Origin of the sequence: Streptomyces sp. NPDC050619 (assembly GCF_040654815.1) — a bacterium.
Classification (GTDB): domain Bacteria; phylum Actinomycetota; class Actinomycetes; order Streptomycetales; family Streptomycetaceae; genus Streptomyces.
The window spans coordinates 409,921-433,944 of record NZ_JBFAIR010000004.1 but is presented as its reverse complement, the minus strand read 5'-3'; the positions used below and the strand labels follow the sequence as shown (position 1 = coordinate 433,944).

The window sequence follows — 24,024 nt, the reverse complement described above, 5'->3', positions numbered from 1 at the left end:
GCGGGAATTGGTGCGAAGGAGGGGCGCGGGAAAGCTCGAGGTCACCGTCCGGGACACGTCTGGGGCCTGACGGGATGGGTACTGCGGCAGGATGGACTCCATGCCGAACCGACTGGCGCACGAGACGTCCCCGTACCTCCTTCAGCACGCCGACAACCCCGTCGACTGGTGGCCCTGGTCGGAGGGGGCCTTCGAGGAGGCGGGCAAACGGAACGTGCCCGTGCTGCTCAGCGTCGGCTATTCGAGCTGCCACTGGTGCCATGTGATGGCCCACGAATCCTTCGAGGACCAGGAGACGGCCGACTACCTCAACGCGCACTTCGTCAGCGTCAAGGTCGACCGCGAGGAGCGCCCCGACGTCGACGCCGTCTACATGGAGGCCGTGCAGGCGGCCACCGGGCAGGGCGGCTGGCCGATGACCGTGTTCCTCACGCCGGAGGCCGAGCCCTTCTACTTCGGGACCTACTTCCCGCCGGCGCCCCGGCAGGGCATGCCCTCCTTCCGGCAGGTGCTGGAAGGGGTGCACAGCGCCTGGGCCGACCGGCGGGACGAGGTCGCCGAGGTCGCCGGGAAGATCGTCCGGGATCTGGCGGGACGCGAGATCTCCTACGGCGACAGCCGGGCCCCCGGCGAGGAGCAGCTCGCCGCGGCCCTGCTCGGGCTCACCCGGGAGTACGACGCGCAGCGCGGCGGATTCGGCGGGGCGCCCAAGTTCCCGCCGTCCATGGTGATCGAGTTCCTGCTGCGACACCACGCCCGCACCGGGGCCGAGGGCGCCCTCCAGATGGCTCAGGACACCTGCGAGCGCATGGCCCGCGGGGGCATCTACGACCAGCTCGGCGGCGGCTTCGCCCGCTACTCCGTCGACCGCGACTGGATCGTGCCGCACTTCGAGAAGATGCTGTACGACAACGCGCTGCTGTGCCGCGTCTACGCCCACCTGTGGCGGGCCACCGGCTCGGAACTCGCCCGCCGGGTCGCCCTGGAGACCGCCGACTTCATGGTGCGCGAACTGCGCACGAGCGAGGGCGGGTTCGCCTCCGCGCTCGACGCCGACAGCGACGACGGGACGGGTAGGCACGTCGAGGGCGCCTACTACGTGTGGACGCCGCGGCAGCTCGCGGAGGTCCTCGGAAGCGACGACGCCGAGCTCGCCGCCCACTACTTCGGCGTCACCGAGGAGGGCACCTTCGAGGAGGGTGCCTCGGTCCTCCAACTGCCGCAGCGGGACGTGGTCTTCGACGCCGACCGGATCGCGTCGGTCAAGAGCCGTCTCCTCGAGGCACGCGCCGAACGCCCCGCCCCCGGCCGTGACGACAAGGTCGTCGCCGCCTGGAACGGCCTCGCCATCGCCGCGCTCGCCGAGACCGGCGCCTGCTTCGACCGCCCCGACCTGGTCGAGGCCGCGCTCGGCGCCGCCGACCTCCTCGTCCGGCTGCACCTGGACGACCATGCCCGCCTCGCTCGCACGAGCAAGGACGATCACGCCGGTGCCAACGCGGGCGTGCTGGAGGACTACGCCGATGTGGCGGAGGGCTTCCTCGCGCTCGCCTCGGTGACCGGCGAGGGAGTCTGGCTGGAATTCGCCGGGTTCCTGCTCGACCACGTGCTCGTGCAGTTCGCCGACGAGGAGTCAGGCGCCCTGTACGACACGGCCGCCGACGCCGAGAAGCTGATCCGCCGCCCGCAGGACCCCACCGACAACGCCACCCCGTCCGGCTGGTCCGCCGCCGCGGGCGCCCTGCTGAGCTACGCGGCGCAGACCGGCGCCGAGCCGCATCGCACCGCCGCCGAAAAGGCGCTCGGCGTGGTCAAGGCCCTCGGCCCGCGCGTCCCCCGCTTCATCGGCTGGGGGCTCGCCGTCGGGGAGGCGCTGCTGGACGGGCCGCGCGAGGTCGCGGTCGTGGGACCCGCGCCGGACGACCCGGGCACCAGGGCGCTGCACCGTACGGCGCTTCTGGGCACGGCACCGGGCGCGGTGGTCGCCATGGGGACGCCGGGGAGTGACGAGTTTCCGCTCCTCGCCGACCGGCCGCTGAGCAACGGTGAGCCCACGGCGTACGTCTGCCGTAATTTCACCTGTGACGCCCCGACGACCGATTCCGACCGGTTGCGCTCGCAACTTGGCGGCTGACGACAGTCGACAACAGGGCGCTGAGCGGCCCTTATCCGGAGCGGAGGGCTTCGCTCAGGCTGCAAAAATGGGGTAGGTGTTCGGATACTTCCCGTTAGTCGTCCTACCGTTCGGAAACATGTTATTTATCAGAACACCTCCCGCACTTCACAGTTCCCCCCTAATCTCTGCACAGTGACGCGACGGAGGGGGCATTCCGTCGCGCCAGGGGGTTTTTCGGGGATCCTGGGGGGATCTGTTGCTGACGTCTGTCTTCATCGCTGCCGTTTCACTGGCCTTGTTCTGGATGGCGGCCTTCACGTTGTGGTGGCAAATGCACGCCTGGCGTACGCCAGAGGTGCTCGCTTCCACCCGCTTCCACCGACCGGACGGCGGGGAGAGCCTGTCGTTCTCGCTGCTGCTTCCGGCTAGGCACGAACAAGCCGTTCTCGATCACACCATCCAGCGGCTGCTGGAATCGAGCCACACCCACTTCGAGATCATCGTGATCGTCGGGCACGACGACCCGGAGACCACGGCGGTCGCCACGAACGCGGCCGATCGCGATCCGCGCGTCCGTGTCGTCGTCGACACCCACGAGAAGAAGAACAAGCCGAAGGCCATGAACACCGCGCTGCCGTACTGCCGTGGTGACGTGGTCGGAGTCTTCGACGCCGAGGACCAGGTCCATCCGGAGCTGCTCGCGCACGTCGACCACGCGTTCCGGACGACCGGGGCGGATGTCGTGCAGGGCGGTGTCCAGCTGATCAACTTCCACTCCAGCTGGTACAGCCTGCGCAACTGCCTGGAGTACTTCTTCTGGTTCCGCTCCCGGCTGCACCTGCACGCGCAGAAGGGCTTCATCCCGCTCGGCGGCAACACCGTCTTCGTCCGCACCGACGTGCTGCGGGAGGCCGACGGCTGGGATCCCGACTGCCTCGCCGAGGACTGCGACCTGGGCGTGCGGCTGTCCAGCGTCGGCAAGAAGGTCGTCGTCGCCTACGACTCCGACATGGTGACCAAGGAGGAGACCCCGGGCTCGCTGATGTCGCTGCTGAAGCAGCGCACCCGCTGGAACCAGGGCTTCCTCCAGGTGTACCGGAAGAAGGACTGGAAGCAACTCCCGGGCTTCGGGCAGCGGTTGCTCGCCCGCTACACCCTGATGACGCCGTTCATGCAGGCCTTCACCGGCGTCATCATCCCGCTCAACGTGGCGATCGCGCTCTTCCTCGACGTGCCCGTGGGCATCGCCTTCATCACCTTCCTGCCGCTCGTCACCGCCATGGTGACCTTCGTCTTCGAGCTCGTCGGACTGCACGACTTCGGCAAGCAGTACGGGCTTCGCGTCCGCTTCGTCCACTACCTCAAGCTCGTCGTGGGCGGCCCCTTCTACCAGGTCCTCCTCGCCGGGGCCGCCGTTCGCGCCGTGTGGCGTGAGCAACGCGGCCGCAACGACTGGGAGTTGACCACTCATGTCGGCGCGCATCTCACATCGTCCGAAGTGACCCGAGAGGACGTCCCTGCGTGACCTCCACCCTTTCCGCGGTGACCACTTCCAAGGTCCCCGCGCAGCGGCAGCCTGCGCCTGAAACCGGTTCGGCCGGTCGAACAACGCCGCCGAGCCGACTGCGTTCCTCCCGGTCCGACCTCCTGCTGTGCGGCGCGCTCCTCGTCGCGATCCTGGTCGTACAGGGCTGGAACATCGCCGACTACCCGACACTCAGCGACGACGAGGGCACCTACCTCGCCCAGGCCTGGGCGGTCCAGGAGGGCAAGGGCCTGGCCCACTACACCTACTGGTACGACCACCCGCCGTTCGGCTGGATCCAGATAGCCGCGCTGACCTGGATACCCTCCCTGCTCAGCCCCGACTCGATGACCGTCGGCTCGATGCGGGCGACGATGCTGCTGGTCAGCGGCATCAGCGCGATCCTCGTCTACGTCCTCGGCCGTCGCCTGTCGCTGCCGCGCTGGGCCGCCGGGCTCGGCATGGTGTTCTTCGGGCTCTCGCCGCTCTCCGTCGTCCTCCAGCGCGAGATCTTCCTCGACAACCTCGCGGTGATGTGGACGCTGGTGGCGTTCACCCTCGCCGCCTCGCCCAGCCGCCACCTCTGGCACCACTTCGGCGCGGGCATCGCCGCCGCCACGGCGGTCCTCACCAAGGAGACGATGCTCGTCATCCTGCCCGCCCTGCTGGTGACGATGTGGCGCCACAGTCACCGCGACACCCGCAAGTTCGCGGTCACCGGCGCCATCACGGCCTGCGCGCTGATCGGCCTCGCGTACCCGCTCTTCGCCCTCCTCAAGGGCGAGCTGCTGTCCGGCGGCGGCCACGTCTCCCTCTGGGACGGCGTCAAGTACCAGATGACCAGGCCCGGTTCGGGCTTCATCCTCGACCAGGGCTCCGGCTCCTACGGCGTCCTGCAGTCGTGGCTCTACTACGACCGCGTCCTGCCGCTCGGCGGCCTCGCCGGGGCGCTGTTGCTGCTGGTCACCTGGCGTTGGTCGGTCACCGCCCGCGCGCTGGCCGGACCGGCCCTGACGGTCGCGATCCTCGCCGCGCTGGCCCTGCGCCCCAACGGCTACCTGCCCGCGATGTACGTCATCCAGGCGCTGCCCTTCCTCGCCCTCGTCCTCGCCGGAGGCACCGCCTCCGTCGCCCACGCGGTGCTGCGCAGGCGGCGGCGGCCCGATGAGCGGCAGTGGAGGACGGGCGGACGGTACGCGCTCGCCGCCGTCCTCGCCGTCTCCGCCGGCGCCTACGTCGTACCGCGCTGGTACGACGGCGCCCACACCGCCGTCACCGTCGACGCCAACGCCCCCTACCGGGCGGCCTCGAAGTGGCTGAGCAGCGAGGTGGCGAACCCGAAGGACACCCGGGTCCTCGTCGACGACGCGATGTGGCTGGACCTGGTGCACGCCGGGTACCGGCCGGGTCTCGGCGTCATCTGGTTCTACAAGGCCGACCTCGACCCGGCGGTGACGAAGACGATGCCGCACGGCTGGAAGGACATCGACTACGTCGTCGCCTCGCCGACGGTACGGCGCGACGCGGCCGACCTGCCCAACGTCAAGGCGGCCATCCAGCACTCGAAACCGGTCGCCGTCTTCGGCACCGGGGAGGACCGGATCGAGATCCGGCAGATCCAGACCACCGGCACTGCCGCGGGAGGCGTCCGATGAGCCAGGAATCCATTGTCCCCGGAGGACTCGGAGATCTCGGAAAACTCGGGGGACTCGGAGAACTCCGCAAGCTCGACGATCCGGCCGTACGCGCGGCGGAGGTGCCCGAGCCGGGTGCCGTCACCATCGTCGTACCGACGTTCAACGAGTCCGCGAACATCCGCGAACTGCTGCACCTGATCACCGAGTCGGTGCCCACGCGGCTGCCCTGCGAGGTCGTCTTCGTGGACGACTCCACCGACGACACCCCCGAGGTCATCCACGAAGCGGCGAAGGACTGCCCCTTCCCGGTCACCGTCCTGCACCGGGACGAGCCGGTCGGCGGGCTCGGCGGCGCGGTCGTCGAGGGCATGAAGGCGGCCTCCTCCGACTGGATCGTCGTCATGGACGGCGACTGCCAGCACCCGCCGTCCCTGGTACCGGAGCTGGTCGCCACGGGGGAGCGGGCGAACGCCGGTCTCGTCGTCGCCTCCCGGTACATCAAGGGCGGCAGCCGCGCCGGACTCGCGGGCAGCTACCGCGTCGCCGTCTCGCGCGCCGCGACCTGGCTGACCAAGTCCCTCTTCCCGCGCAAGCTGCGCGGCATCAGCGACCCGATGAGCGGCTTCTTCGCGATCCGCCGCAGCGCGGTCACCGCGGAGGTGTTGCAGCCCCTCGGCTACAAGATCCTCCTCGAACTCGCCGTGCGCAGCCGCCCGCGCGGCGTCACCGAAGTGCCGTTCGTCTTCCAGGACCGGTTCGCGGGCGAGTCCAAGTCCAGCGCCCAGGAGGGGCTTCGTTTCCTGCGCCACCTGGTCGGCCTGCGCAGCGCCTCGCCGATCGCGCGCATGATCGGCTTCGGCCTGATCGGCGCGACGGGATTCCTGCCGAACCTGCTCGGCCTGTGGGCGCTCACCGCCGGCGGCATGCACTACGTACCGGCCGAGATCCTCGCCAACCAGCTGGGCGTGGCCTGGAACTTCTTCCTCATCGAGCATCTGCTCTTCCGGGACCGGCGCCGGCACCGGCAGTGGTGGGACCGCGCCGGCCGGTTCGCGTTGCTCGCCAACGCCGATCTGGTGCTGCGCATCCCGTTGATCGCGTTGTTCGTCCACCGATTCGAGATGGGCGTGCTGTCCGCCACCGCACTCGCGCTGGTGACGACGTTCCTCCTGCGCTTCGCCGGGACCGAAGCGCTGGTCTATCTGCCGCGCAGGGGGCTGCGCGGGAGCCGTACAGCTGGGAGAGCCGTATGAAAAGTCGTGTGAAAAGTCGTGTGAAGAGACGCCGTAGGAGATCCGCGCTGGTGGCGGTGGCGGCCCTTACCGGGGGTCTGCTGCTGAGCTCACCTCAATCCGCCTCCGCCGCCAACCTCGTCAAGAACCCCGGTTTCGAGACCGCGGGTCCCGCGGGCGCCGACATGCCCTACTGCTGGGAGAAGTCCGGCTGGGGCGACAACGACTTCAGCTTCACCACCACATCCGACGCCCACTCGGGCTCCAAGGCCATGAAGGTCGAGCTGACCCGCCGGGTCTCCGGCGACCGCAAGGCACTGATCACCGAGTCGACGGAGTGCGCGCCGGTCGTGACGGCGGGCAAACAGTACGACCTCGGGCTCTGGTACAAGACGACCACCCCGGACGCGTCCCTCACACTGTTCCGGCACGACGCCACGGCGGGCTGGCAGTACTGGACCGACCTCAAGACGCTGGAGATGTCCGCGGCCTGGACGCAGGCGAACGTCCGCACACCGGAGGTTCCGGCCGGCACCGACCGCATCACCTGGGGCGTCTCCGTCTACGGCACGGGCTCGGCCACCACCGACGACTACACCATGGACCAGGTCGCCGACCCGGTCCCCGACCCGGTGTGCACGGGCACCGCCGCGGAGTGCGCCAACGGCCGATGGGACGTGCTGGCCACGAAGAACCCGGTCCGCTCCATGCACTCCGTCGTCCTCAACAACGGCAAGGTGCTGCTGATCGCGGGCTCCGGCAACAGCGAGGAGCAGTTCAACGCGGGGACCTTCACCTCCGCCGTGTACAACCCGGCCACCGGCACCTACAAGGTCATCCCGACCCCGAAGGACATGTTCTGCGCCGGCCACGTCCAGCTCCAGGACGGGCGCGTGCTGGTGATGAGCGGCAACAAGGCGTACCCGGTGCCGGGCGGGCATGGCTACGAGGGCTACAAGGACTCGTACATCTTCGACCCGGTCACCGAGACGTACAGCAAGACCAACGACATGAACGACGGCCACTGGTACCCGTCGGCCACCGCCCTCGGCAACGGTGACGTCATCTCCTTCGGCGGGCTGAAAGAGGACTCGACCGGCTCGGTGACCGCCGAGCTGTGGTCGGACGCCGAGCAGCAGTGGCTGCCGACGTGGAAGGTCAACCAGACCTGGTCGTACTGGGGCCTGTACCCGTCGATGATCCTCATGCAGGACGGCCGCCTCTTCTACTCGGGCAGCCACACCTTCGGCAACAACATCCCGGGCACGGGAGCCGCGATCTACGACTACGACGCCAACACGATCACCGCCGTCCCCGGACTTCAGAACAAGGACGAGCGCGACCAGTCGGCCAGCGTGCTGCTGCCCCCGGCGCAGGACCAGAAGGTCCTCACCCTCGGCGGCGGCAACATCGACTCCAACCCGGACGGCAACCGGCTGACCGACGTCATCGACCTCAAGTCCGCCAACCCGTCCTATGTCGCCGGGCCGCCGATCCCGCAGGGCACGGTGGACCTCGGCAACGGCCCGGTCCCGCAGACCGGCAACCAGGGCAAGATGTACGTCTCCGCCGTACTCCTGCCCGACGGCAAGGTCCTGGAGACCGGCGGCGCGCTGCACAACCGGGCCAACCCCGTCTTCGAGTCGTCGATCTACGACCCGACGACGAACACCTACGACCCGGTGGCCGCCGACCCGCAGGCGCGCGGCTACCACTCGTCGTCGTTCCTGCTGCCCGACGGCCGGGTGATGTCGACCGGCGACAACCCGGGCAACGGCACCTGGAACCACAACGTGTCGATCTACACCCCGCCCTACCTGCTCAAGGGCACCCGGCCGGCGATCACCTCGGTGATCGACACCGAGTGGAACTACGGCGACACCCAGCGCATCACCGTCGACCGGCCCATCGCCAAGGCCGAGCTGATCCGCCCGGCCGCCGTCACCCACTCCTCCGACCCGAACCAGCGGTTCGTGGACCTGCCGCTGGCGGTGGACGGCAACAACGTCGACCTGAACGTGACGAGCAACCCCAACCTGGCCCCGCCCGGCTGGTACATGCTCTTCGCGGTCGACGCCAATGGCGTGCCGTCGGTGGCCAAGTGGGTGCACCTCCAGGGCCCTGGCGCGCTCAGCGCGACGGACGCCTCGGCGCACGTGCACTCCTTCGCCGACTCGCTCGAGGGCACCGTCACCAAGCCCGGCAAGAAGAAGACCTCGCAGAAGGTCAGCCCCACCATCTCCGGCTGCGACCGGCACTACGGCTCGATCAACGTCTGTGTGCCGACCACCTTCCCGGACGAGGTGAAGAAGACGACGGCCGCGCGGTGCGCCTGGCTGAAGGCGAACGACTACGGCCGCCTGAAGGTCAACGGCACTGACGACCCGCTGGGGCTCGACCGCAACAAGGACGGGATCGCCTGCGGAAAGGGTGATTTCAGGAGGTGACCTGAGGGAGACCTGAGGAAGCGTCAGCTTCCGGAGAACTCGGCGAGGGCGCGCTCCACGATGGCCACCAGCTGCTCGTGGTGCGCGCCCTTCCAGTACGCCCGCCCGCACTCCTGGCACTGCGCGAAGACGTCGTACGTCCGCTGCGTCCCGCCCCGCAACTGGTCCGCGACCTCCTCCTTGGTGGCCTCCTTGAGCAGGCCGTTGCAGGCGGTGCACCGGGTCCACGGCCGCAGCTCGGGCCGGAACCGGTCCAGGACGTCCCGGAGTTGCTCCTCGGGGCGGGTGCTGTAGATGAACCCTCCCGCCCACAGCTCGCGGCGGCGCAGCAGGCCCCGGTCCCGGCTGAGCATGACCCGCCGCTCGGCCGCCGAGCGGGCGGCGAGGGCCGGGTCGCCGATGTCCGTCGACTCGTACGCCGTGTCCACGCCGAGCAGCCGCAGCCGGCGGGCGAGCGTGCCGAGGTGGACGTCGAGGAGGAAGCGGAGCGGAGCGCCGGGGACCTGCTGGGGCCGTTCGACGGTCCGTACGCTCACCGACTCGCCCGCCGCCGGGACGTGCGAGACGGGTACCTCGCGGCCGTCCACGAGGAGGGAACCGACCTCGGTCAGCGGGACGCCGAGGGACTCGACGACATGCCCGAGAGTCGAGACACCGTCGGTGACGACCGGGGTGGCGCCGACCCGCCGTCCCTGCGGAACGAACAGGGTCAGCTCGGGGGCGAACTCCACGTGGATCTCGGGTGCTGCGCTCACCGGGTCAGGATGTCATGGGCTTGGTCGCCGGCTTCAGCGGATTTGCGGGGCCAGGCGGTGCTCACAGGTCGCGGTACACAGGGCCTTGATGTCGAGGACCGAGGTGTCGTTCGCGTCCAGGGCCTTCTGGAACGTACGCCATGGCGATCAGGCGTGGTGGGCGCGGAGTGAGGCAGCCATCTCTTCGAGCGAGACGGCCCCTTCGAGGCCCTCGGACTCCGCCTCGTCGGCCAGCCGGTTGAGCCAGGCATCCTCGGCATGTTCCGCCACCTCACGCAGGCGCTGGTATGCGTCGATGTCAGTCACTACAGCCTCCTGCTTGCCGCGCCGAGTGAGGATCGTGAGGATCTCGCCTCGGTGAGCGCGGTCCATGACGTCGGCCAAATGCCTTGCGGACGTCAGCTCGGGCCCAGCGACCCCTCAAGGCGCCAACCCCCGCTCGAAGACGTCCAAGGCGCGGTCGAGGAGGTCGCCCAGGTCGTCCTGGAAGTCGTTCTCCGCCCAGTACTGGGAGATCTCCGAGAGTCCGCCGACGAGGGACATCGTGTAGACCCGCACCTCCAGGCTGTCCGCCTCCCGGCCGGTACGCGCCGCGACAGCCGTGGCGAGCAGCTTGCCGGTGACCGACATGCTCTGCATCATGCGGGAGCGCACCGCGGGGACCTCGACCAGCAGCCGCGACCGCAACCGGCTGACCTCGGGCTCCTCGGTCGAGAGGCCGATGGCCCGGCGCATCACGTACCGCAGGGAGTCCATCCACGGCTCGTCCGCCGGCCTGACGCGCAGTTCCTCCAGCAGGAGCGCGTCGTACTCGTCCGTGAGGACGATGTCCTCCTTCGTCGGGAAGTAGCGGAAGACCGTGGACGGCGACACCTCGGCACGCTCGGCGATCTGCTCGATGGTGGTGGCGTCGTAACCCTGCTCCTCGATCAGCGCGTACGTCGCGTCGCGGATCGCCGTCCGGGTCTTGATCTTCTTCCGCTCACGAAGTCCCAGCTGGGGACCGTCAGGGGGAGAGGTGCGTGCGGGTGTCATGGGGATCATTGTCGGGCATCGGCCTGCGGCGCGACCATGCCCGGGGGGTCTTCCGGAGCCTCGGCCTCCGGTACGTCCTTCGGTACGGCCGGCGTGCCCGGCAGGAAGGCGGCGGCCAGCAGCGCGGAGACGAGGGCCCCGATGCCGCACACCAGCAGGACGATGCCCATGCCGTGGACGTACGCGCTGTTCGCCGAGGCAGCCAGGTCGGCCGAGCCGGCCTTCTCGGCGATCAGGTGCGCCGCGACGACGGAGTCCCCCGCGGTGTCCGCCGCCCGCGCGGGCAGCCCGGTCACATCGAGCCGGTCGCGGAACGTGCCGGCCAGCAGGCTGCCGAGCAGGGCGATGCCGATCGCGCCGCCGACCTGGCGCAGGGTCATCAGGAGCCCGGAGCCGCTGCCCGCGCTGTCGCGGGGCAGGGTACCCAGGGCGGAGTTCATCGCGGGGATGAGCGCGAGGCCGAAGCCGAGGCCGGTGATCGAGAGCCACAGCGCGGTGAAGCCGTAGCCGGAGTCGATCGTCGTACGGCTGCCGAGGAGCGCGGCGAAGGCCAGCACCACCAGGCCCCCGCTCACCGTCGCCCGGGCTCCGAACCGGGCGACGACCGGCGGGGCGATGCGCGAGGCGACCAGCAGACCGCCCATCATCGGCAGCAGCCGCACCCCGGTGCCGAGGGCGTCGTGGCCGAGGACGGCCTGGAGGTACGGCGGCAGCACGAAGAGCAGGCCGGACAGGACGAACATCACCAGGGTCGCGGCGATCGTGTTGAACAGGAAGCCGCGGTGGGCGAGCAGCGTCATGTCGAGCATGGGGCGTTCGACCCGGCGCTCGCGCAGCACCAGCCCGCCGATCAGCAGCACGGCCGCGGCCAGCGTGCCCAGCACCAGCGGGTCGCCCCAGCCGCGGGTGGGCGCCTCGATGATCGCGTAGACGAGGGCGCCGAGCCCGGTCGCGGTGAGCGCGGTGGAGAGGGTGTCGACCTTGGGGGAGGAGGGGTCGCGGGTCTCTGGGAGCAGGAACACGCAGGCGGCGATGCCGATCGCGGCCATCGGGACGTTGACCAGGAAGACCGAGCCCCACCAGAAGTGGGTGAGCAGCCAGCCGCCGATGATCGGGCCGAGCGGCATGCCGAGCGCCGAGGCCGCGGAGATGATGCCGACCGCCTTGGGGCGCTCGTCGGGCGCGAACAGCGTGGGCAGGACGGAGAGCGCGAGCGGGGTGACCAGCGCGGCCCCGATGCCCATCACCGCACGCGCGGCGATCACCGCGTTCACGTCCCCGGCCAGCGCTCCGACGACCGAACCGGCCAGGAAGATCCCGAGCCCGGCGATCAGCATCAGCCGCCTGCCGAACCGGTCGCCGAGCAGGCCCGCCGGGAGCATCAGCGCCGCGAAGACGACGACGTACGCGTCCGCCATCCACTGCTGTTCGCCCGTTGTGGCGCCGAGGTCGCCGGCCATCGTCGGCAGCGCCACGTTGAGGATCGTCGTGTCGAAGCCGAGCGTCAGCATGCTCGCGACCAGGGCGGCGAGGGCCCACCAGCGCCGGGGGTCAGGTTGAGTGACAGTAGCCATGAAATGAGAGTAACTCTCAAAAGGTGGAGACGGTCAATCAGTGGCGTCTGTCGGCACGCAAAAAATGGCCACGGCTTGAAAGCCGTGGCCATCTCCCGGAGGGGCGATCCGCGCGCTAGTACGCCACCAGCGAGATGCAGACGTAGTGCGCGATGAAGGCCGCCAGGGTGAAGGAGTGGAACACCTCGTGGAAGCCGAACCAGCGCGGTGACGGGTTCGGCCGCTTGAGGCCGTAGATCACTCCGCCCGCGCTGTAGAGGAGACCGCCCGTGATCACCAGGACGAGGACGGCGATGCCGCCCTTTTGCATGAAGTCGGGCAGGAAGAAGACGGCCGCCCAGCCCATCGCGATGTAGCACGGCGTGTACAGCCAGCGCGGGGCGCCGACCCAGAACACCCGGAAGATGATCCCGGCGGCGGCCGCGCCCCAGATGCCCCACAGCAGCCACTGCCCCTTGGCGTCGGGCAGGAGCAGCATCGTCAGCGGGGTGTAGGTGCCGGCGATGATCAGGAAGATATTGGCGTGATCCAGTCGGCGCAGGACGCCGTCCATGCGTGGGCTCCAGTCGCCCCGGTGGTACAGCGCGCTCACGCCGAACAGCAGGCAGGCCGTCAGGACGTAGATCGCGCAGGCGAGCCGGGCTCTGGGGGAGTCGGCGAGTGCGGTGAGCACCAGGCCCGCGACGAGTACGGCCGGAAACATGCCGAGGTGCAGCCAGCCGCGGAGCTTGGGTTTGGCCGGATGCGGCAGGGAGAGCGCCACGGGGCCCTGGCCGGCGGCCGGCGTGTCCGTGGGCGCGTCGGGGACGGACGCAGTCATGCGGCGCATCGTACCTACGGAACCGTAAGTTACGGGTCAGTGTGACCCGTTGACTGGACAAGAAGTGGCCATCGTCTCACGGCGGCGCGGGGTCGCTCAAAGGGACCTTCGGCTGAATCCCACGTAGACGCAAAGTGGCATTTCTACACGTGGCGATCCTCACTTCGCTCATCTGTATGGCCCTATGGACAGATGGGCGCACTCGTCGGATGATCAAATGAGTGCGGTCGGCACCGGATGAGCGCCAAGATCTCGCAGTGAAGCATCCGGGTCGCAGCCCCCACGGGGCCTCCAAACAAAAATCCCTCACCTAGGAGCAATCGTGGCGCGCGATATCGCGGCTCCCCCCGTCGTTCCCACCCACCATCAGGAACTGATCTCGTGGGTCAACGAGATCGCCGAACTGACGCAGCCGGACAGTGTGGTCTGGTGTGACGGATCCGAGGCCGAGTACGAGCGCCTGTGCGAGGAGCTCGTGGCGAAGGGCACCTTCAAGAAACTCGACCCGATCAAGCGCCCCAACTCGTACTACGCCGCCTCCGACCCGACCGACGTCGCCCGCGTCGAGGACCGGACCTTCATCTGCTCCGAGAAGGAGGAGGACGCCGGTCCTACGAACCACTGGAAGGCGCCCGCGGAGATGCGGGAGATCTTCCAGGGCTCCGATGGCAAGGGCGGCGTCTTCCGCGGCTCGATGCGCGGCCGGACGATGTACGTCGTCCCGTTCTGCATGGGCCCGCTGGGCTCGGACCTCTCCGCGATCGGCGTCGAGATCACCGACTCGGCATACGTCGCCGTGTCCATGCGCACCATGACCCGCATGGGCCGGCCGGTGTTGGACGAGCTGGGCTCCGACGGCTTCTTCGTGCGTGCCGTGCACACGCTCGGAGCCCCGCTGGAGCAGGGTCAGGAAGACGTCCCCTGGCCCTGCAACTCCACCAAATACATCTCCCACTTCCCCGAGACCCGAGAGATCTGGTCCTACGGCTCCGGCTACGGCGGCAACGCCCTGCTCGGCAAGAAGTGCTACGCCCTGCGTATCGCCTCCGTCATGGCCCGCGACGAGGGCTGGCTGGCCGAGCACATGCTGATCCTGAAGCTCACCCCGCCGCAGGGTCAGTCGAAGTACGTCGCCGCCGCCTTCCCGAGCGCCTGCGGGAAGACCAACCTCGCCATGCTGGAGCCCACCGTCTCCGGCTGGACGGTCGAGACGATCGGCGACGACATCGCCTGGATGCGCTTCGGCGAGGACGGCCGTCTGTACGCCATCAACCCCGAGGCCGGCTTCTTCGGTGTCGCGCCCGGCACCGGTGAGCACACCAACGCCAACGCGATGAAGACGCTGTGGGGCAACTCGGTCTTCACCAACGTTGCGCTGACCGACGACAACGACATCTGGTGGGAGGGCATGACGGAGGAGACTCCGGCCCACCTGACGGACTGGAAGGGCAAGGTCTGGACGCCGGACTCCGAGACCCCGGCCGCCCACCCCAACGCCCGCTTCACCGTCCCGGCCTCCCAGTGCCCGATCATCGCGCCCGAGTGGGAGGACCCCAGGGGCGTGCCGATCTCGGCGATCCTCTTCGGCGGGCGCCGCGCCAGCGCCGTACCGCTGGTGACGGAGTCCTTCGACTGGAACCACGGCGTCTTCCTCGGCGCCAACGTGGCGAGCGAGAAGACCGCCGCCGCCGAGGGCAAGGTCGGCGAGCTGCGCCGCGACCCCTTCGCCATGCTGCCGTTCTGCGGCTACAACATGGGCGACTACATGGGTCACTGGGTCGACGTCGCCAAGGACAAGGACCCGGCGAAGCTCCCGAAGATCTACTACGTCAACTGGTTCCGCAAGAACGACGCGGGCAAGTTCGTCTGGCCCGGCTTCGGCGAGAACAGCCGCGTCCTGAAGTGGATCGTGGAGCGCCTGGAGGGCAAGGCCGAGGGCGTCGAGACCCCGATCGGCATCCTGCCGACCAAGGAGGCCCTCGACACGAACGGCCTCGAACTGGCCGACAGCGACCTGGACTTCCTCCTCACGGTCGACAAGGAGGTCTGGCGCGAGGAGGCCGCCCTGGTCCCCGACCACCTCAACACCTTCGGCGAGCACACGCCCAAGGAGCTGTGGGACCAGTACCAGGCGCTGGTGGAGCGACTGGGCTGACGGACGGCACCGTCGTACAGGCGAGGGCCCCGCACATCGGCGTGCGGGGCCCTCGCCTGTACTGCCCGTGCTCACCCGCTCGGATGGATTCCTGCGTCCAGTGAGTGCAACGCCGCTCGTGGCCGCCGCCCGTGTGTGCGAACAGCGGGAGTCTGTCGCACATGCTCACACCTCATGTGCGACCGGCGCGGCGGCGAGACGGCGGGCCCCGCCGCCGGTCCGTCCTGGCCCGGGCCGGGACCGTCGCGGCCACCGTCCTGGCACTCGTCCTGACCCTTCCGGGCACCGCGATCGCGGCGCCGGGCGACCTGGATCCCACCTTCAGCGGCGACGGCAAGGTGCTCACCAACTTCGCCGACGACGATTCCGCCGGCGACGTGGCGGTGCAGTCCGACGGAAAGATCGTCTCTGTCGGCTCTTCCGCCGATTACTCGGTGGCGGAGAGCGACTTCGCGCTGACCCGCCACAACACCGACGGCACCTTGGACACCAGCTTCGGCGGCGACGGCACGGTGTCGACCGCCATCAACAACATGGGCCCGAGCTTGCAGTGGAGCGGGGCCCAGGCCGTGACACTGCAGGCCGACGGCAAGATCGTCGTGGTGGGCAGCAGCTGGCGGGAGTACGAGTACTGCTGCTGGTTCGTGGTGGCCCGCTACAACTCCGACGGCACCCTGGACAACGGCTTCAGCGGCGACGGCAGAGTCTTCGCCGACATCGGCGGCCCGACCGACGCCCTCGACGTGGCGATCGACTCCAGCGGCAGGATCGTCGCGGCCGGCTACTACGGGGGCGACATGGCCGTCCTCCGCCTCACCCCTGACGGCACCCCGGACACCAGCTTCGGCGGCGACGGCACGGTGACCGCCAATCCGGCGGGGCCGACCCTGCAGGAGGGCGGTGACGGCCGTGCCCTGGCGTTGCAGCCCGACGGGAAGATCGTCGTCGGCGGCCAGGTCGGTTCGACCCGTTTCGACTTCGCCCTGATGCGCTTCAACACCAACGGCAGCGTGGACACGAGCTTCGACGGCGACGGCATCGTCCGCACCGACTTCGGCGGCTACGAGTCCGTGGAGTCGCTGGCGGTCCAGCCCGACGGCAGGATCGTCGCGGCGGGCTCCAGCGACGGCCGGGCCGCGCTGGCCCGCTATCACACCAACGGCAGCCTGGACACGAGCTTCGACGGTGACGGCCGGGTCCTCACGCCCGCCGGCAGTGCCTACGACATGGTGCTCCAGCCGGACGGGCGGATCGTCACCGCCGGCGGCAGTGGCGGCAACTTCTCGATCCTGCGCTACCACACCAACGGCAGCCTGGACAGCGGCTTCGGCACCGGCGGCCAGGCGACCGCGGACTTCGGCGGCTCCGACACGGCGCGCGGCGTGCGGCTCGACTCCGCCGGCAGGATCGTCGCGGCCGGCGTGGGCGGGCCGGGCATCGACTTCGCCCTGGCCCGCTTCGAGGGCGGCGGCAGCACACCGCCACCACCGGTTGGCGCGGACCTGTCAGTCACCAAGAGCGGCACCGGCACGGTGACCATCGGCGACCGTGCCACGTACACCATGAGGGTCACCAACACCACGGCCGGCACCACGGCGACGGGTGTCACCCTCGCCGACACGCTCAGCGGCCCCGCCGCGTCGGTCGTCTCCGCCACCACCACCCAGGGCAGCTGCACGACCAGCGCCACCGGCGCCACCTGCAACCTCGGAACCCTCCCCGCCGATACCCCCGGCGTCACGGTGACGATCGTCGTGGAACCCCGCGCCACCGGCACCCTCACCAACCGGGCCACGGTCTCCGCCACCACGACCGACCCGAACTCCCCCAACAACACCGCCACCCAGACCACCACCGTCAGCAACTCCCGCGGCTGCACCCGCATCGGCACCAGCGGCAACGACACCATCACCGGCACCTCCGGCAACGACGTGATCTGCGGCCTCGGCGGTGACGACACGATCAACGCCGGCTTCGGCTACGACACCGTGTACGGCAACTACGGCAACGACCGCATCGACGGCAGCTACCACAACGACACCCTCAACGGAGGCCCCGGCAACGACAACCTGATCGGCAGTTACGGCAACGACCGGCTGAACACCGTCGACAACGTCTCCGGCAACGACACCGCCAACGGCGGCTCCGGCACGGACACCTGCACGACGGACGCGGGCGACATCCGCATCAGCTGCCCCTGACCCGCACGGAACACCCGCGACATCGGGCCCCCGCACGACGACGTGCAGGGGCCCGCGTCTGTTCGTCGCGTCTATGTGGCGCCCGGTCCGCGAGTCGCTGTGGGTGCACGCGGACCGGGGCCGCTCGGGGTGCCCTGCTTCGGGCTCAGCGGGACGCGAGTTCGCGGGGCTCCAGGGCCAGTGCGTGGGCGTCCATACGTTCGGCGGCGAGGATGGCCGCCGCGGTGTCGGCGCGGCTGGCCGCCACGACCAGGGCGCGGCCCGCGAGCGTGTGCGCCCGGCGGTGCAGGACCGCGAGGTTCGTCCGGGCGTCGACGGTGGTGAGCGGCGTACGGGCCGGCGCGCGGCCTCCCCGCAACCGGGTCACCTGCTGGGCGAGCCGGTCGGCCGCGGTGTCCAGATCGGCGGACGGCGCCAGGGCCCGCAGCTCGTCCGTGGTGGCGAGCAGCGCGGCGAGATGGCCCGCGAGCTGGATGTCCAGCTCTTCCTCACGGGAGCGGTGCGGAAAGTCCGAGGTGGGGCCGGCCATCGTGCTGTGGACCGACTTGGCGCGGATCGGCTCGTACATGGATGGCCTCCTGTGGTTCTCAGGAAACCATCCTAGCTTAGATTTCGTCTAAAGTTGAGTCTCCGCAAAATCCGCTACGGCTGGATCGCTACGGCTGGCTGTAGCCGTCCAGGAAGTTCCCGATCCGGGTGACCGCGTCCCGTAGATCCCCGACACTCGGCAGGGTCACCACGCGGAAGTGGTCCGCCTCCGGCCAGTTGAAACCGGTGCCCTGCACGACCATGATCTTCTCCTTCCGGAGCAGGTCCAGGACCAGCTGCCGGTCGTCCTTGACCTTGAAGACCTGCGGATCGAGGCGCGGGAAGAGATACAGCGCCCCCTTCGGCTTCACGCAGGTCACGCCCGGGATCTGGGTCAGCAGCTCGTAGGCGACATCCCGCTGCTCCTTCAGCCGTCCGCCCGGCAGCACCAGTTCGTTGATCGTCTGGCGCCCGCTGAGGGCGGCGACCACGCCGTGCTGGCCCGGCATGTTCGCGCACAGGCGCATGTTCGCCAGGATCGTCAGGCCCTCGATGTAGGAGTCGGCGTGGGCGCGCGGTCCGGAGATGGCCATCCAGCCGACCCGGTAGCCGGCCACCCGGTACGCCTTCGACATGCCGTTGAAGGTCAGCGTCAGCAGGTCCGGGGCCACCGCCGAGGTCGCCGTGTGCGTGGCGCCGTCGTACAGGATCTTGTCGTAGATCTCGTCGGAGCAGACGAGCAGGTTGTGGCGCCGGGCGATGTCCGTCAGCCCGCGGAGCATCTCCTCGTCGTACACCGCCCCCGTCGGGTTGTTCGGGTTGATGATGACGAGCGCCTTGGTGCGGTCGGTGACCTTCCGCTCGATGTCGGCGAGGTCGGGCATCCAGTCGGACTGCTCGTCGCAGCGGTAGTGCACGGCCGTACCGCCGGACAGGGACACGGCGGCGGTCCACAGCGGGTAGTCCGGGGCCGGGACCAGGACCTCGTCCCCGTCGTCCAGCAGCCCCTGCATCGCCATCACGATCAGCTCGGAGACGCCGTTGCCGATGAAGACGTGCTCGACGTCCGTCTCGATGCCGAGGGTCTGGTTGTGCATGACGACCGCCCGGCGCGCGGCCAGCAGGCCCTTCGCGTCGCCGTAGCCGTGCGCCGACGACACGTTGCGGAGGATGTCCTCCAGGATCTCGGGGGGACACTCGAAGCCGAACGCGGCCGGGTTGCCGGTGTTCAGCTTGAGGATGCGGTGCCCGGCCGCTTCCAGGCGCATCGCCTCTTCGAGAACCGGGCCCCGGATCTCGTAACAGACGTTGGCGAGCTTGGTCGACTGGATCACCTGCATGTCAGGGAGCTTACGACCCGGTAACGCTCCACGCGCCGTGTTATCCGCCACGTGAGACACGGCGGTTTGGGTGGATATCGCCGACGGGTGTCCCACAGGCCCCTCCCGTCTCTACAATGCGCCGCCATGTCGAACGTGTACCACCCCCGGTCGGGGCCGACTCCCCCCTACGAGGAGTACGCCGACCCCGCCGCCGCGCACGGCTGGGAGAACGCATACGACGAGACCCGCGAGATGCCTCCGGTGCGCGACGGCCATGAAGACGGCCGTGAAGACGGCCATGACGGGGAGAGCCGTACGAGCCGGCTCGCCCGCCGGAAGCAGAGCGCCCGGCGCTCGCGACGGGTGGCGCTTGCCGCCGGCGCGGCAGGCGTCGTGGCCGTGACCGCTGTGGTGGTCGGGTTCGCCGCCTCCGGGTCGTCGGGCGGAGCGCCGGGCGCGGGGGACCGTACGAGTCCGGCGACTGCCCGGGTGGCGGAGCCCGAGGCGCCGAAGTCCTCCGGCGGTCGGTCGGCCGCCGTCCCGCCCCCGCCGGCCGCCGTCGTCGAGCCGTCCGGTGCGGTGTCCCCGAGCGGCCGGGTGAGCCCCTCCGCGAGTGACAAGCCCGCGGTCAGGTCGCCTGCCGTCACCTCGGCCCCGGCCACGCCCACCGCCACCGAGAGCGCTGAGGCGCCGGGCAACTCCGACGGCAAGCAGGGGCGGGGCCAGGGCGGTTCGAAGGGGCCGAAATAATCCGCCAACTCCTGGCCTGAAACGACTCCTTGCCCTCACGCACCCCTCCATTGACAATGCGCATGACAAACGGTGGCCGGAAGATCTCCGGTCACCTCGTCGCATACAGAGGGGACCCCCACATGAGAAAACCTCTCATCGCCGCGCTCTTCGCCCTGGTGATCGCCGGGACTGGCGCGGCACCGGCGGTCGCGGCTCCCGCGCCCGCCGCACCGGCCGAAGACACGGCGACAGCGCCCGCCGTCCAGGCCGTCACCTTCGCCGGCACCGTCTCGCTCAGCAACTGCTCCGGCTCCGTCATCCGCTTCCCGGGCTCGGAGGACAACGACCCGGCGATGGTGATGTCCAACGGCCACTGCCTGGAGAGCGGCTTCCCGGCGGCCGGCGAGGTCATCGTCGACCAGGCCTCCACCCGCACCTTCGGCCTGCTCAACTCCGCCGGCACCCGGGTCGCGACCCTGCGCGCCAGCAAGATCGCGTACGCGACGATGACCGACACGGACGTCTCGCTGTACCAGCTCACCACCACATACGCGCAGATCAAGAGCTCGTACGGCCTCAGTGCGCTCACGCTCAACGACACGCACCCCACCGCCGGCACCGCGATCACGGTGGTCTCCGGCTACTGGAAGCGGACCTACGCCTGCAACGTCGACGGCTTCGCCTACCGCCTCAAGGAAGGCGCCTGGACCTGGAAGGACTCGGTCCGCTACACCTCCGCCTGCCAGACCATCGGCGGCACCTCGGGCTCGCCCGTCATCGACAACGCCACCGGCAAGGTCGTCGCCGTCAACAACACCGGCAACGAGGACGGCGGGCGCTGCACCGACAACAACCCGTGCGAGGTCGACGCGAACGGCACGGTCACCGTCCGCCAGGGCATCAACTACGCCCAGGAGACCTACCAGATCCCGGCCTGCTTCGGCCTCGACAACAAGCTCGACCTGAGCCGCAGCGGGTGCACCCTGCCCAAGCCGTAAGAGTCACGCGGTCCTGCGCACCGCCCGCCCCGCCAGTACGTCCGTCCGCCGCCCGTCCTCCATGACGAAACGGCCGTCGATCAGGACGTACGGGATGCCGGTCGGCAGCACCCGGGGCTGCTCGAAGGTGGAGCCCGCCGCGACCGTGGCCGGGTCGAACAGCACGAGGTCCGCCTTGTATCCCTCGCGGACCAGCCCGCGGTCCGGCAGTCGCAGCCGGGCCGCGGGGCGCGAGGTGAGGTGTGCGACGCAACTCTCCAGGGAGAGCACGCCCAACTCCCGTACGTACCGGCCGAGATACTGGGGGAAGGTGCCGTACGCCCGCGGGTGCGGCTTGGCGCCCTGGAGGATGCCGTCGGAGCCGCCGGTGTGGACGGGGTGCCGCATGATCGCCCGTACGTTCTCCTCGTGGCCGACGTGCTGGAGGATCGTCGAGCCCAGCCGGTCCTCGACCAGGAGGCGGTGGGCGGTCGTCCAGGGGGCCTCGCCGCGCAGGTCCGCCGACTCCTGGACCGTACGGCCGACGTGGTCGGTGAGCCCAGGATCCGTCACGCCGGAGATCTCGATCGTGTCCCACTCGACGGGTACGCCGTGGCAGCCGTCCGCGCCGACGACCTCCAGGTGGTGGCGGATGCGTTCCGCCGTCTCCGGTTCGGTCAGCCGTTTCAGGATCTCCTCCGGGCCGCCCTCGCTCGCCCAACTGGGCAGCAGGGCGGCGAGCGTGGTGGAGCCTGGCGTGTAGGGGTAGGTGTCCAGGCTGATGTCGGCTCCGGCGGTGAGCGCGTCGTCCAGCAGGGACAGCAGCTGTGGGGCCCGGCCCTTGTTCACGCCGAAGTTCATGGTGGCGTGCGCCAGGTGCAGGGAGCAGCCCGCCTCCCGGCTCAGGGCCACCATCTCCTCGTACGCCTCCAGGGCCCCGGCCCCGTAGGAGCGGTGGTGGGGGCAGTAGTAGCCGCCGTACGACGCCACCACCCGGCACAGCTCGGTCAGTTCGGCGTCCTTGGCGTACATGCCGGGCGTGTAGGTCAGCCCGGAGGACATGCCGACCGCGCCCTGCTCCATGCCCTCCGCGACCAGCTGCCGCATCCGGTCCAGCTCCTGGGGCGTGGCCTCGCGGTCCTCCCAGCCGACGGCGAGCGCGCGGACCGTGCCCTGGGGGATGAGGTAGGCCGCGTTCACGGCGATGCCCCCATCCAGCCGGGCGAGGTACTCGCCCACCGACCGCCAGTCGAAGTCGAGGTCGTCGCCGTACCCGTTCCAGCCGGTGATCGCGCGGCGCACCTCGGCGAGCGTACGGTCGTCGACCGGCGCGTACGACAGCCCGTCCTGGCCGAGGACTTCGAGGGTCACGCCCTGCGCGGCCTTGGCGCTGTGGTCGGGGTCGCGCAGGAGCGCCAGGTCGCTGTGGGCGTGCATGTCGATGAAGCCGGGGGAGAGGACGAGGCCCTCGGCGTCCAGCTCCCTGCGCGCCTCGGGGCGTTGGCAGCCCGCCGCCGCGGCCTCCTGGACGATCGACACGATCCGGCCGCCGTCGACGACCACATCGGCGCGGTACGAGGGGGCGCCGGAGCCGTCCACGACGTCCGCGTCCCGGATGACGAGCTCTTCCATGACCGGCCCTCTCCTAGAAGAACGTACGGATGTAGTCGACGACCGTGCCGTCCGCCTCGGCGAGGGGGATCAGCTGCCACTTGTCGAAGGACGTGCACGGGTGGGAGAGGCCCAGGCCCAGCCAGTCGCCGACTTCGAGGTCCGCCTCGGGGGCCGTCCGCAGCCAGGCGTGCTGGTCGGACAGGGCCGTCACCTCGATGCCGGTCGCCGGGCGCTCCACGCCGTCCCGGCGGACGACCTGGGCGAAGGGCAGGTCGAGGTCGTACGCCGCGTCCCGCTTGCCCGCGTTCACGAAGGCCTGCTCGGCCGACGGCCGGGACACCACCTGCGTCCACAGCCGGAAGGCCGGCTCCAGGGCGCCCTCCTCGGGGACCCGGTTGAAGGGGGTCAGCTTGCGGTAGTGGCCGTCGTCGTGCGAGACGTAGGCCCCCGAGCGCAGCAGCTTCAGGACGGGCGCGGACAGTTCGGGGATCTCGGCGAAGACGTCGGCCACCGCGTCGAACCAGGCGCTGCCGCCGGCGCTCACCACGATCTCCTCGGCACCCGCGAACCGCCCGGCCTTGTCGAAGTCCACTGCCATCGCCACCAGCCGCCGCAGCCACGCGTGCACCCGCTCCGGATCGGCGCGCGGGACCTCGCCCTCGTAGCCCGCGACACCGACGAGGCGCAGGGTCCGCGTCCCCGCCACCGCATCCGCCACCGCCGCGCACTCCGCCTCCGTACGGACGCCGGTACGGGCGCCCTCGCCGGCCGCGAGCTCGACGACGACGTCCAGGGGGCGGGCCCCGGCTCCCGTCAGTGCCGCGTCCATCAGCTCCACCCCGCGCACGGAGTCGACGTAACAGACGAAACGGAAGGCCTCGTCCGCCTCCAGCTCGGCGGAGATCCAGCGCAGCGCGGCCGGGTCGACCAGCTCGTTCGCGAGGAAGACCCGCTGGACACCGAAGGCCCGGGCCACCCGTACCTGGTGCGGTACCGCGAGCGTGATGCCCCAGGCGCCGTGCTCGATCTGGCGGTGGAAGAGCTGCGGGGCCATGGAGGTCTTGCCGTGCGGGGCGAAGGCGAGGCCGTGCCGGGTCGCGTACGTCTCCATGAGTCTCAGGTTGTGTTCCAGGCGCTCGGCGGACAGGGCGAGCACGGGCGTCGCGAAGCCGCCGGTGAAGAGGTTGCGGCGCTGGGCGGCCAGTTCGCCGACGGTCAGGCCGTCGGCGTCCGGGGGGAGGCCCTTGAAGCGGTGGTCGACGCGGTCCGCGGCGAGGCGGGCGAGGGCTTCGGTGGCCATGGAGCCTCCCTGATCGGGTGTGTTGCGCTATTTGCAACGCTCATTGCGTATATC

At 69.9% G+C, this 24,024-nt stretch carries 18 protein-coding genes; 9 read left to right on the top strand and 9 right to left on the bottom strand.

Translation table 11 applies throughout. The features are described 5' to 3' along the window. Window positions 1-100: 100 nt before the first annotated feature. The 5 genes from AB0I77_RS10385 to AB0I77_RS10365 all read left to right on the top strand — a co-directional run bounded on the left by AB0I77_RS10385 (window position 101) and on the right by AB0I77_RS10365 (window position 8,957). The gene (locus tag AB0I77_RS10385; RefSeq protein WP_363281978.1) at window positions 101-2,134 is read left to right on the top strand and encodes a thioredoxin domain-containing protein; all 2,034 of its coding nucleotides are present in this window, start codon (window positions 101-103) and stop codon (window positions 2,132-2,134) included. A 238-nt stretch (window positions 2,135-2,372) separates the two neighbouring features. After that, entirely contained in the window at window positions 2,373-3,641 is a 1,269-nt protein-coding gene (locus AB0I77_RS10380) for a glycosyltransferase (protein ID WP_363281977.1), read from the top strand. Further along, the gene (locus AB0I77_RS10375; RefSeq protein WP_363281976.1) at window positions 3,638-5,296 is read left to right on the top strand and encodes a phospholipid carrier-dependent glycosyltransferase; all 1,659 of its coding nucleotides are present in this window, start codon (window positions 3,638-3,640) and stop codon (window positions 5,294-5,296) included. The genes AB0I77_RS10380 and AB0I77_RS10375 overlap by 4 nt, the downstream gene beginning before the upstream one ends. Beyond that, window positions 5,293-6,531: a glycosyltransferase family 2 protein gene (locus tag AB0I77_RS10370; RefSeq protein WP_363281975.1), complete on the top strand. Its 1,239-nt coding sequence runs from the start codon at window positions 5,293-5,295 to the stop codon at window positions 6,529-6,531. The genes AB0I77_RS10375 and AB0I77_RS10370 overlap by 4 nt, the downstream gene beginning before the upstream one ends. Continuing rightward, window positions 6,528-8,957, top strand: coding sequence for a galactose oxidase early set domain-containing protein (locus tag AB0I77_RS10365; RefSeq protein ID WP_363281974.1), 2,430 nt, complete (start codon window positions 6,528-6,530; stop codon window positions 8,955-8,957). Before AB0I77_RS10370 ends, AB0I77_RS10365 begins: the two co-directional genes overlap by 4 nt. A 23-nt stretch (window positions 8,958-8,980) precedes the next feature. On the opposite strand, the gene AB0I77_RS10360 is transcribed toward AB0I77_RS10365, so the two are convergent. The 5 genes from AB0I77_RS10360 to AB0I77_RS10340 form a co-directional block, all read right to left on the bottom strand. Beyond that, window positions 8,981-9,712 (bottom strand): Mut7-C RNAse domain-containing protein, encoded by a 732-nt coding sequence (locus AB0I77_RS10360; RefSeq protein ID WP_363281973.1) that lies wholly within the window; start codon window positions 9,710-9,712, stop codon window positions 8,981-8,983. Window positions 9,713-9,859: 147 nt separating this feature from the next. Then, entirely contained in the window at window positions 9,860-10,114 is a 255-nt protein-coding gene (locus AB0I77_RS10355; protein WP_363282082.1) for a type II toxin-antitoxin system Phd/YefM family antitoxin, read from the bottom strand. 18 nt (window positions 10,115-10,132) lie between these two features. Next, window positions 10,133-10,747 carry a TetR family transcriptional regulator gene (locus AB0I77_RS10350; RefSeq protein ID WP_363281972.1) on the bottom strand — a complete coding sequence of 205 codons (615 nt, stop codon included), beginning with the start codon at window positions 10,745-10,747 and terminating at the stop codon, window positions 10,133-10,135. A gap of 5 nt (window positions 10,748-10,752) precedes the next feature. Further along, a complete protein-coding gene (locus tag AB0I77_RS10345; protein ID WP_363281971.1) occupies window positions 10,753-12,321 on the bottom strand; it encodes a DHA2 family efflux MFS transporter permease subunit in 1,569 nt (522 codons plus the stop codon). Window positions 12,322-12,436: 115 nt separating this feature from the next. Continuing rightward, the gene (locus tag AB0I77_RS10340) at window positions 12,437-13,141 is read right to left on the bottom strand and encodes a hemolysin III family protein (RefSeq protein ID WP_363281970.1); all 705 of its coding nucleotides are present in this window, start codon (window positions 13,139-13,141) and stop codon (window positions 12,437-12,439) included. Between the two features lie 322 nt (window positions 13,142-13,463). Here AB0I77_RS10340 and AB0I77_RS10335 point away from each other — a divergent pair, with 322 nt between their 5' ends. Next, window positions 13,464-15,296, top strand: coding sequence for a phosphoenolpyruvate carboxykinase (GTP) (locus tag AB0I77_RS10335; protein ID WP_363281969.1), 1,833 nt, complete (start codon window positions 13,464-13,466; stop codon window positions 15,294-15,296). A 161-nt stretch (window positions 15,297-15,457) separates the two neighbouring features. Continuing rightward, window positions 15,458-17,497 carry a calcium-binding protein gene (locus AB0I77_RS10330; RefSeq protein WP_363281968.1) on the top strand — a complete coding sequence of 680 codons (2,040 nt, stop codon included), beginning with the start codon at window positions 15,458-15,460 and terminating at the stop codon, window positions 17,495-17,497. Between the two features lie 145 nt (window positions 17,498-17,642). Here the strand turns inward: AB0I77_RS10330 and AB0I77_RS10325 are convergent, their stop codons facing one another. Together AB0I77_RS10325 and AB0I77_RS10320 are read right to left on the bottom strand one after the other, a co-directional pair. Further along, window positions 17,643-18,065 (bottom strand): hypothetical protein, encoded by a 423-nt coding sequence (locus AB0I77_RS10325; RefSeq protein WP_363281967.1) that lies wholly within the window; start codon window positions 18,063-18,065, stop codon window positions 17,643-17,645. An 88-nt stretch (window positions 18,066-18,153) separates the two neighbouring features. Continuing rightward, complete coding sequence (locus AB0I77_RS10320; protein WP_363281966.1) at window positions 18,154-19,365, bottom strand: pyridoxal phosphate-dependent aminotransferase; 1,212 nt, start codon at window positions 19,363-19,365, stop codon at window positions 18,154-18,156. Window positions 19,366-19,491: 126 nt separating this feature from the next. Between AB0I77_RS10320 and AB0I77_RS10315 the strand changes: the two genes are divergently transcribed. Together AB0I77_RS10315 and AB0I77_RS10310 are read left to right on the top strand one after the other, a co-directional pair. After that, a complete protein-coding gene (locus tag AB0I77_RS10315; RefSeq protein ID WP_363281965.1) occupies window positions 19,492-20,097 on the top strand; it encodes a hypothetical protein in 606 nt (201 codons plus the stop codon). A gap of 122 nt (window positions 20,098-20,219) precedes the next feature. Then, entirely contained in the window at window positions 20,220-21,077 is an 858-nt protein-coding gene (locus AB0I77_RS10310; protein WP_363281964.1) for a serine protease, read from the top strand. 3 nt (window positions 21,078-21,080) lie between these two features. On the opposite strand, the gene AB0I77_RS10305 is transcribed toward AB0I77_RS10310, so the two are convergent. Beyond that, window positions 21,081-22,688 carry a D-aminoacylase gene (locus AB0I77_RS10305; RefSeq protein WP_363281963.1) on the bottom strand — a complete coding sequence of 536 codons (1,608 nt, stop codon included), beginning with the start codon at window positions 22,686-22,688 and terminating at the stop codon, window positions 21,081-21,083. Window positions 22,689-22,701: 13 nt separating this feature from the next. Further along, window positions 22,702-23,970, bottom strand: a complete 1,269-nt coding sequence (locus tag AB0I77_RS10300; protein ID WP_363281962.1) for an amino acid deaminase — start codon at window positions 23,968-23,970, stop codon at window positions 22,702-22,704. Window positions 23,971-24,024 lie beyond the last annotated feature (54 nt).

What these genes read in the sequence shown, in the direction of transcription:
- AB0I77_RS10385 (WP_363281978.1), top strand. Translation starts at nt 101, where the DNA reads ATGCCGAACCGACTGGCGCACGAGACGTCCCCGTACCTCCTTCAGCAC.
- AB0I77_RS10370 (WP_363281975.1), top strand. Translation starts at nt 5,293, where the DNA reads ATGAGCCAGGAATCCATTGTCCCCGGAGGACTCGGAGATCTCGGAAAA.
- AB0I77_RS10365 (WP_363281974.1), top strand. Translation starts at nt 6,528, where the DNA reads ATGAAAAGTCGTGTGAAAAGTCGTGTGAAGAGACGCCGTAGGAGATCC.
- AB0I77_RS10350 (WP_363281972.1), bottom strand. Translation starts at nt 10,747, where the DNA reads ATGACACCCGCACGCACCTCTCCCCCTGACGGTCCCCAGCTGGGACTT.
- AB0I77_RS10345 (WP_363281971.1), bottom strand. Translation starts at nt 12,321, where the DNA reads ATGGCTACTGTCACTCAACCTGACCCCCGGCGCTGGTGGGCCCTCGCC.
- AB0I77_RS10340 (WP_363281970.1), bottom strand. Translation starts at nt 13,141, where the DNA reads ATGACTGCGTCCGTCCCCGACGCGCCCACGGACACGCCGGCCGCCGGC.
- AB0I77_RS10330 (WP_363281968.1), top strand. Translation starts at nt 15,458, where the DNA reads ATGCTCACACCTCATGTGCGACCGGCGCGGCGGCGAGACGGCGGGCCC.
- AB0I77_RS10325 (WP_363281967.1), bottom strand. Translation starts at nt 18,065, where the DNA reads ATGTACGAGCCGATCCGCGCCAAGTCGGTCCACAGCACGATGGCCGGC.
- AB0I77_RS10320 (WP_363281966.1), bottom strand. Translation starts at nt 19,365, where the DNA reads ATGCAGGTGATCCAGTCGACCAAGCTCGCCAACGTCTGTTACGAGATC.
- AB0I77_RS10315 (WP_363281965.1), top strand. Translation starts at nt 19,492, where the DNA reads ATGTCGAACGTGTACCACCCCCGGTCGGGGCCGACTCCCCCCTACGAG.
- AB0I77_RS10310 (WP_363281964.1), top strand. Translation starts at nt 20,220, where the DNA reads ATGAGAAAACCTCTCATCGCCGCGCTCTTCGCCCTGGTGATCGCCGGG.
- AB0I77_RS10305 (WP_363281963.1), bottom strand. Translation starts at nt 22,688, where the DNA reads ATGGAAGAGCTCGTCATCCGGGACGCGGACGTCGTGGACGGCTCCGGC.
- AB0I77_RS10300 (WP_363281962.1), bottom strand. Translation starts at nt 23,970, where the DNA reads ATGGCCACCGAAGCCCTCGCCCGCCTCGCCGCGGACCGCGTCGACCAC.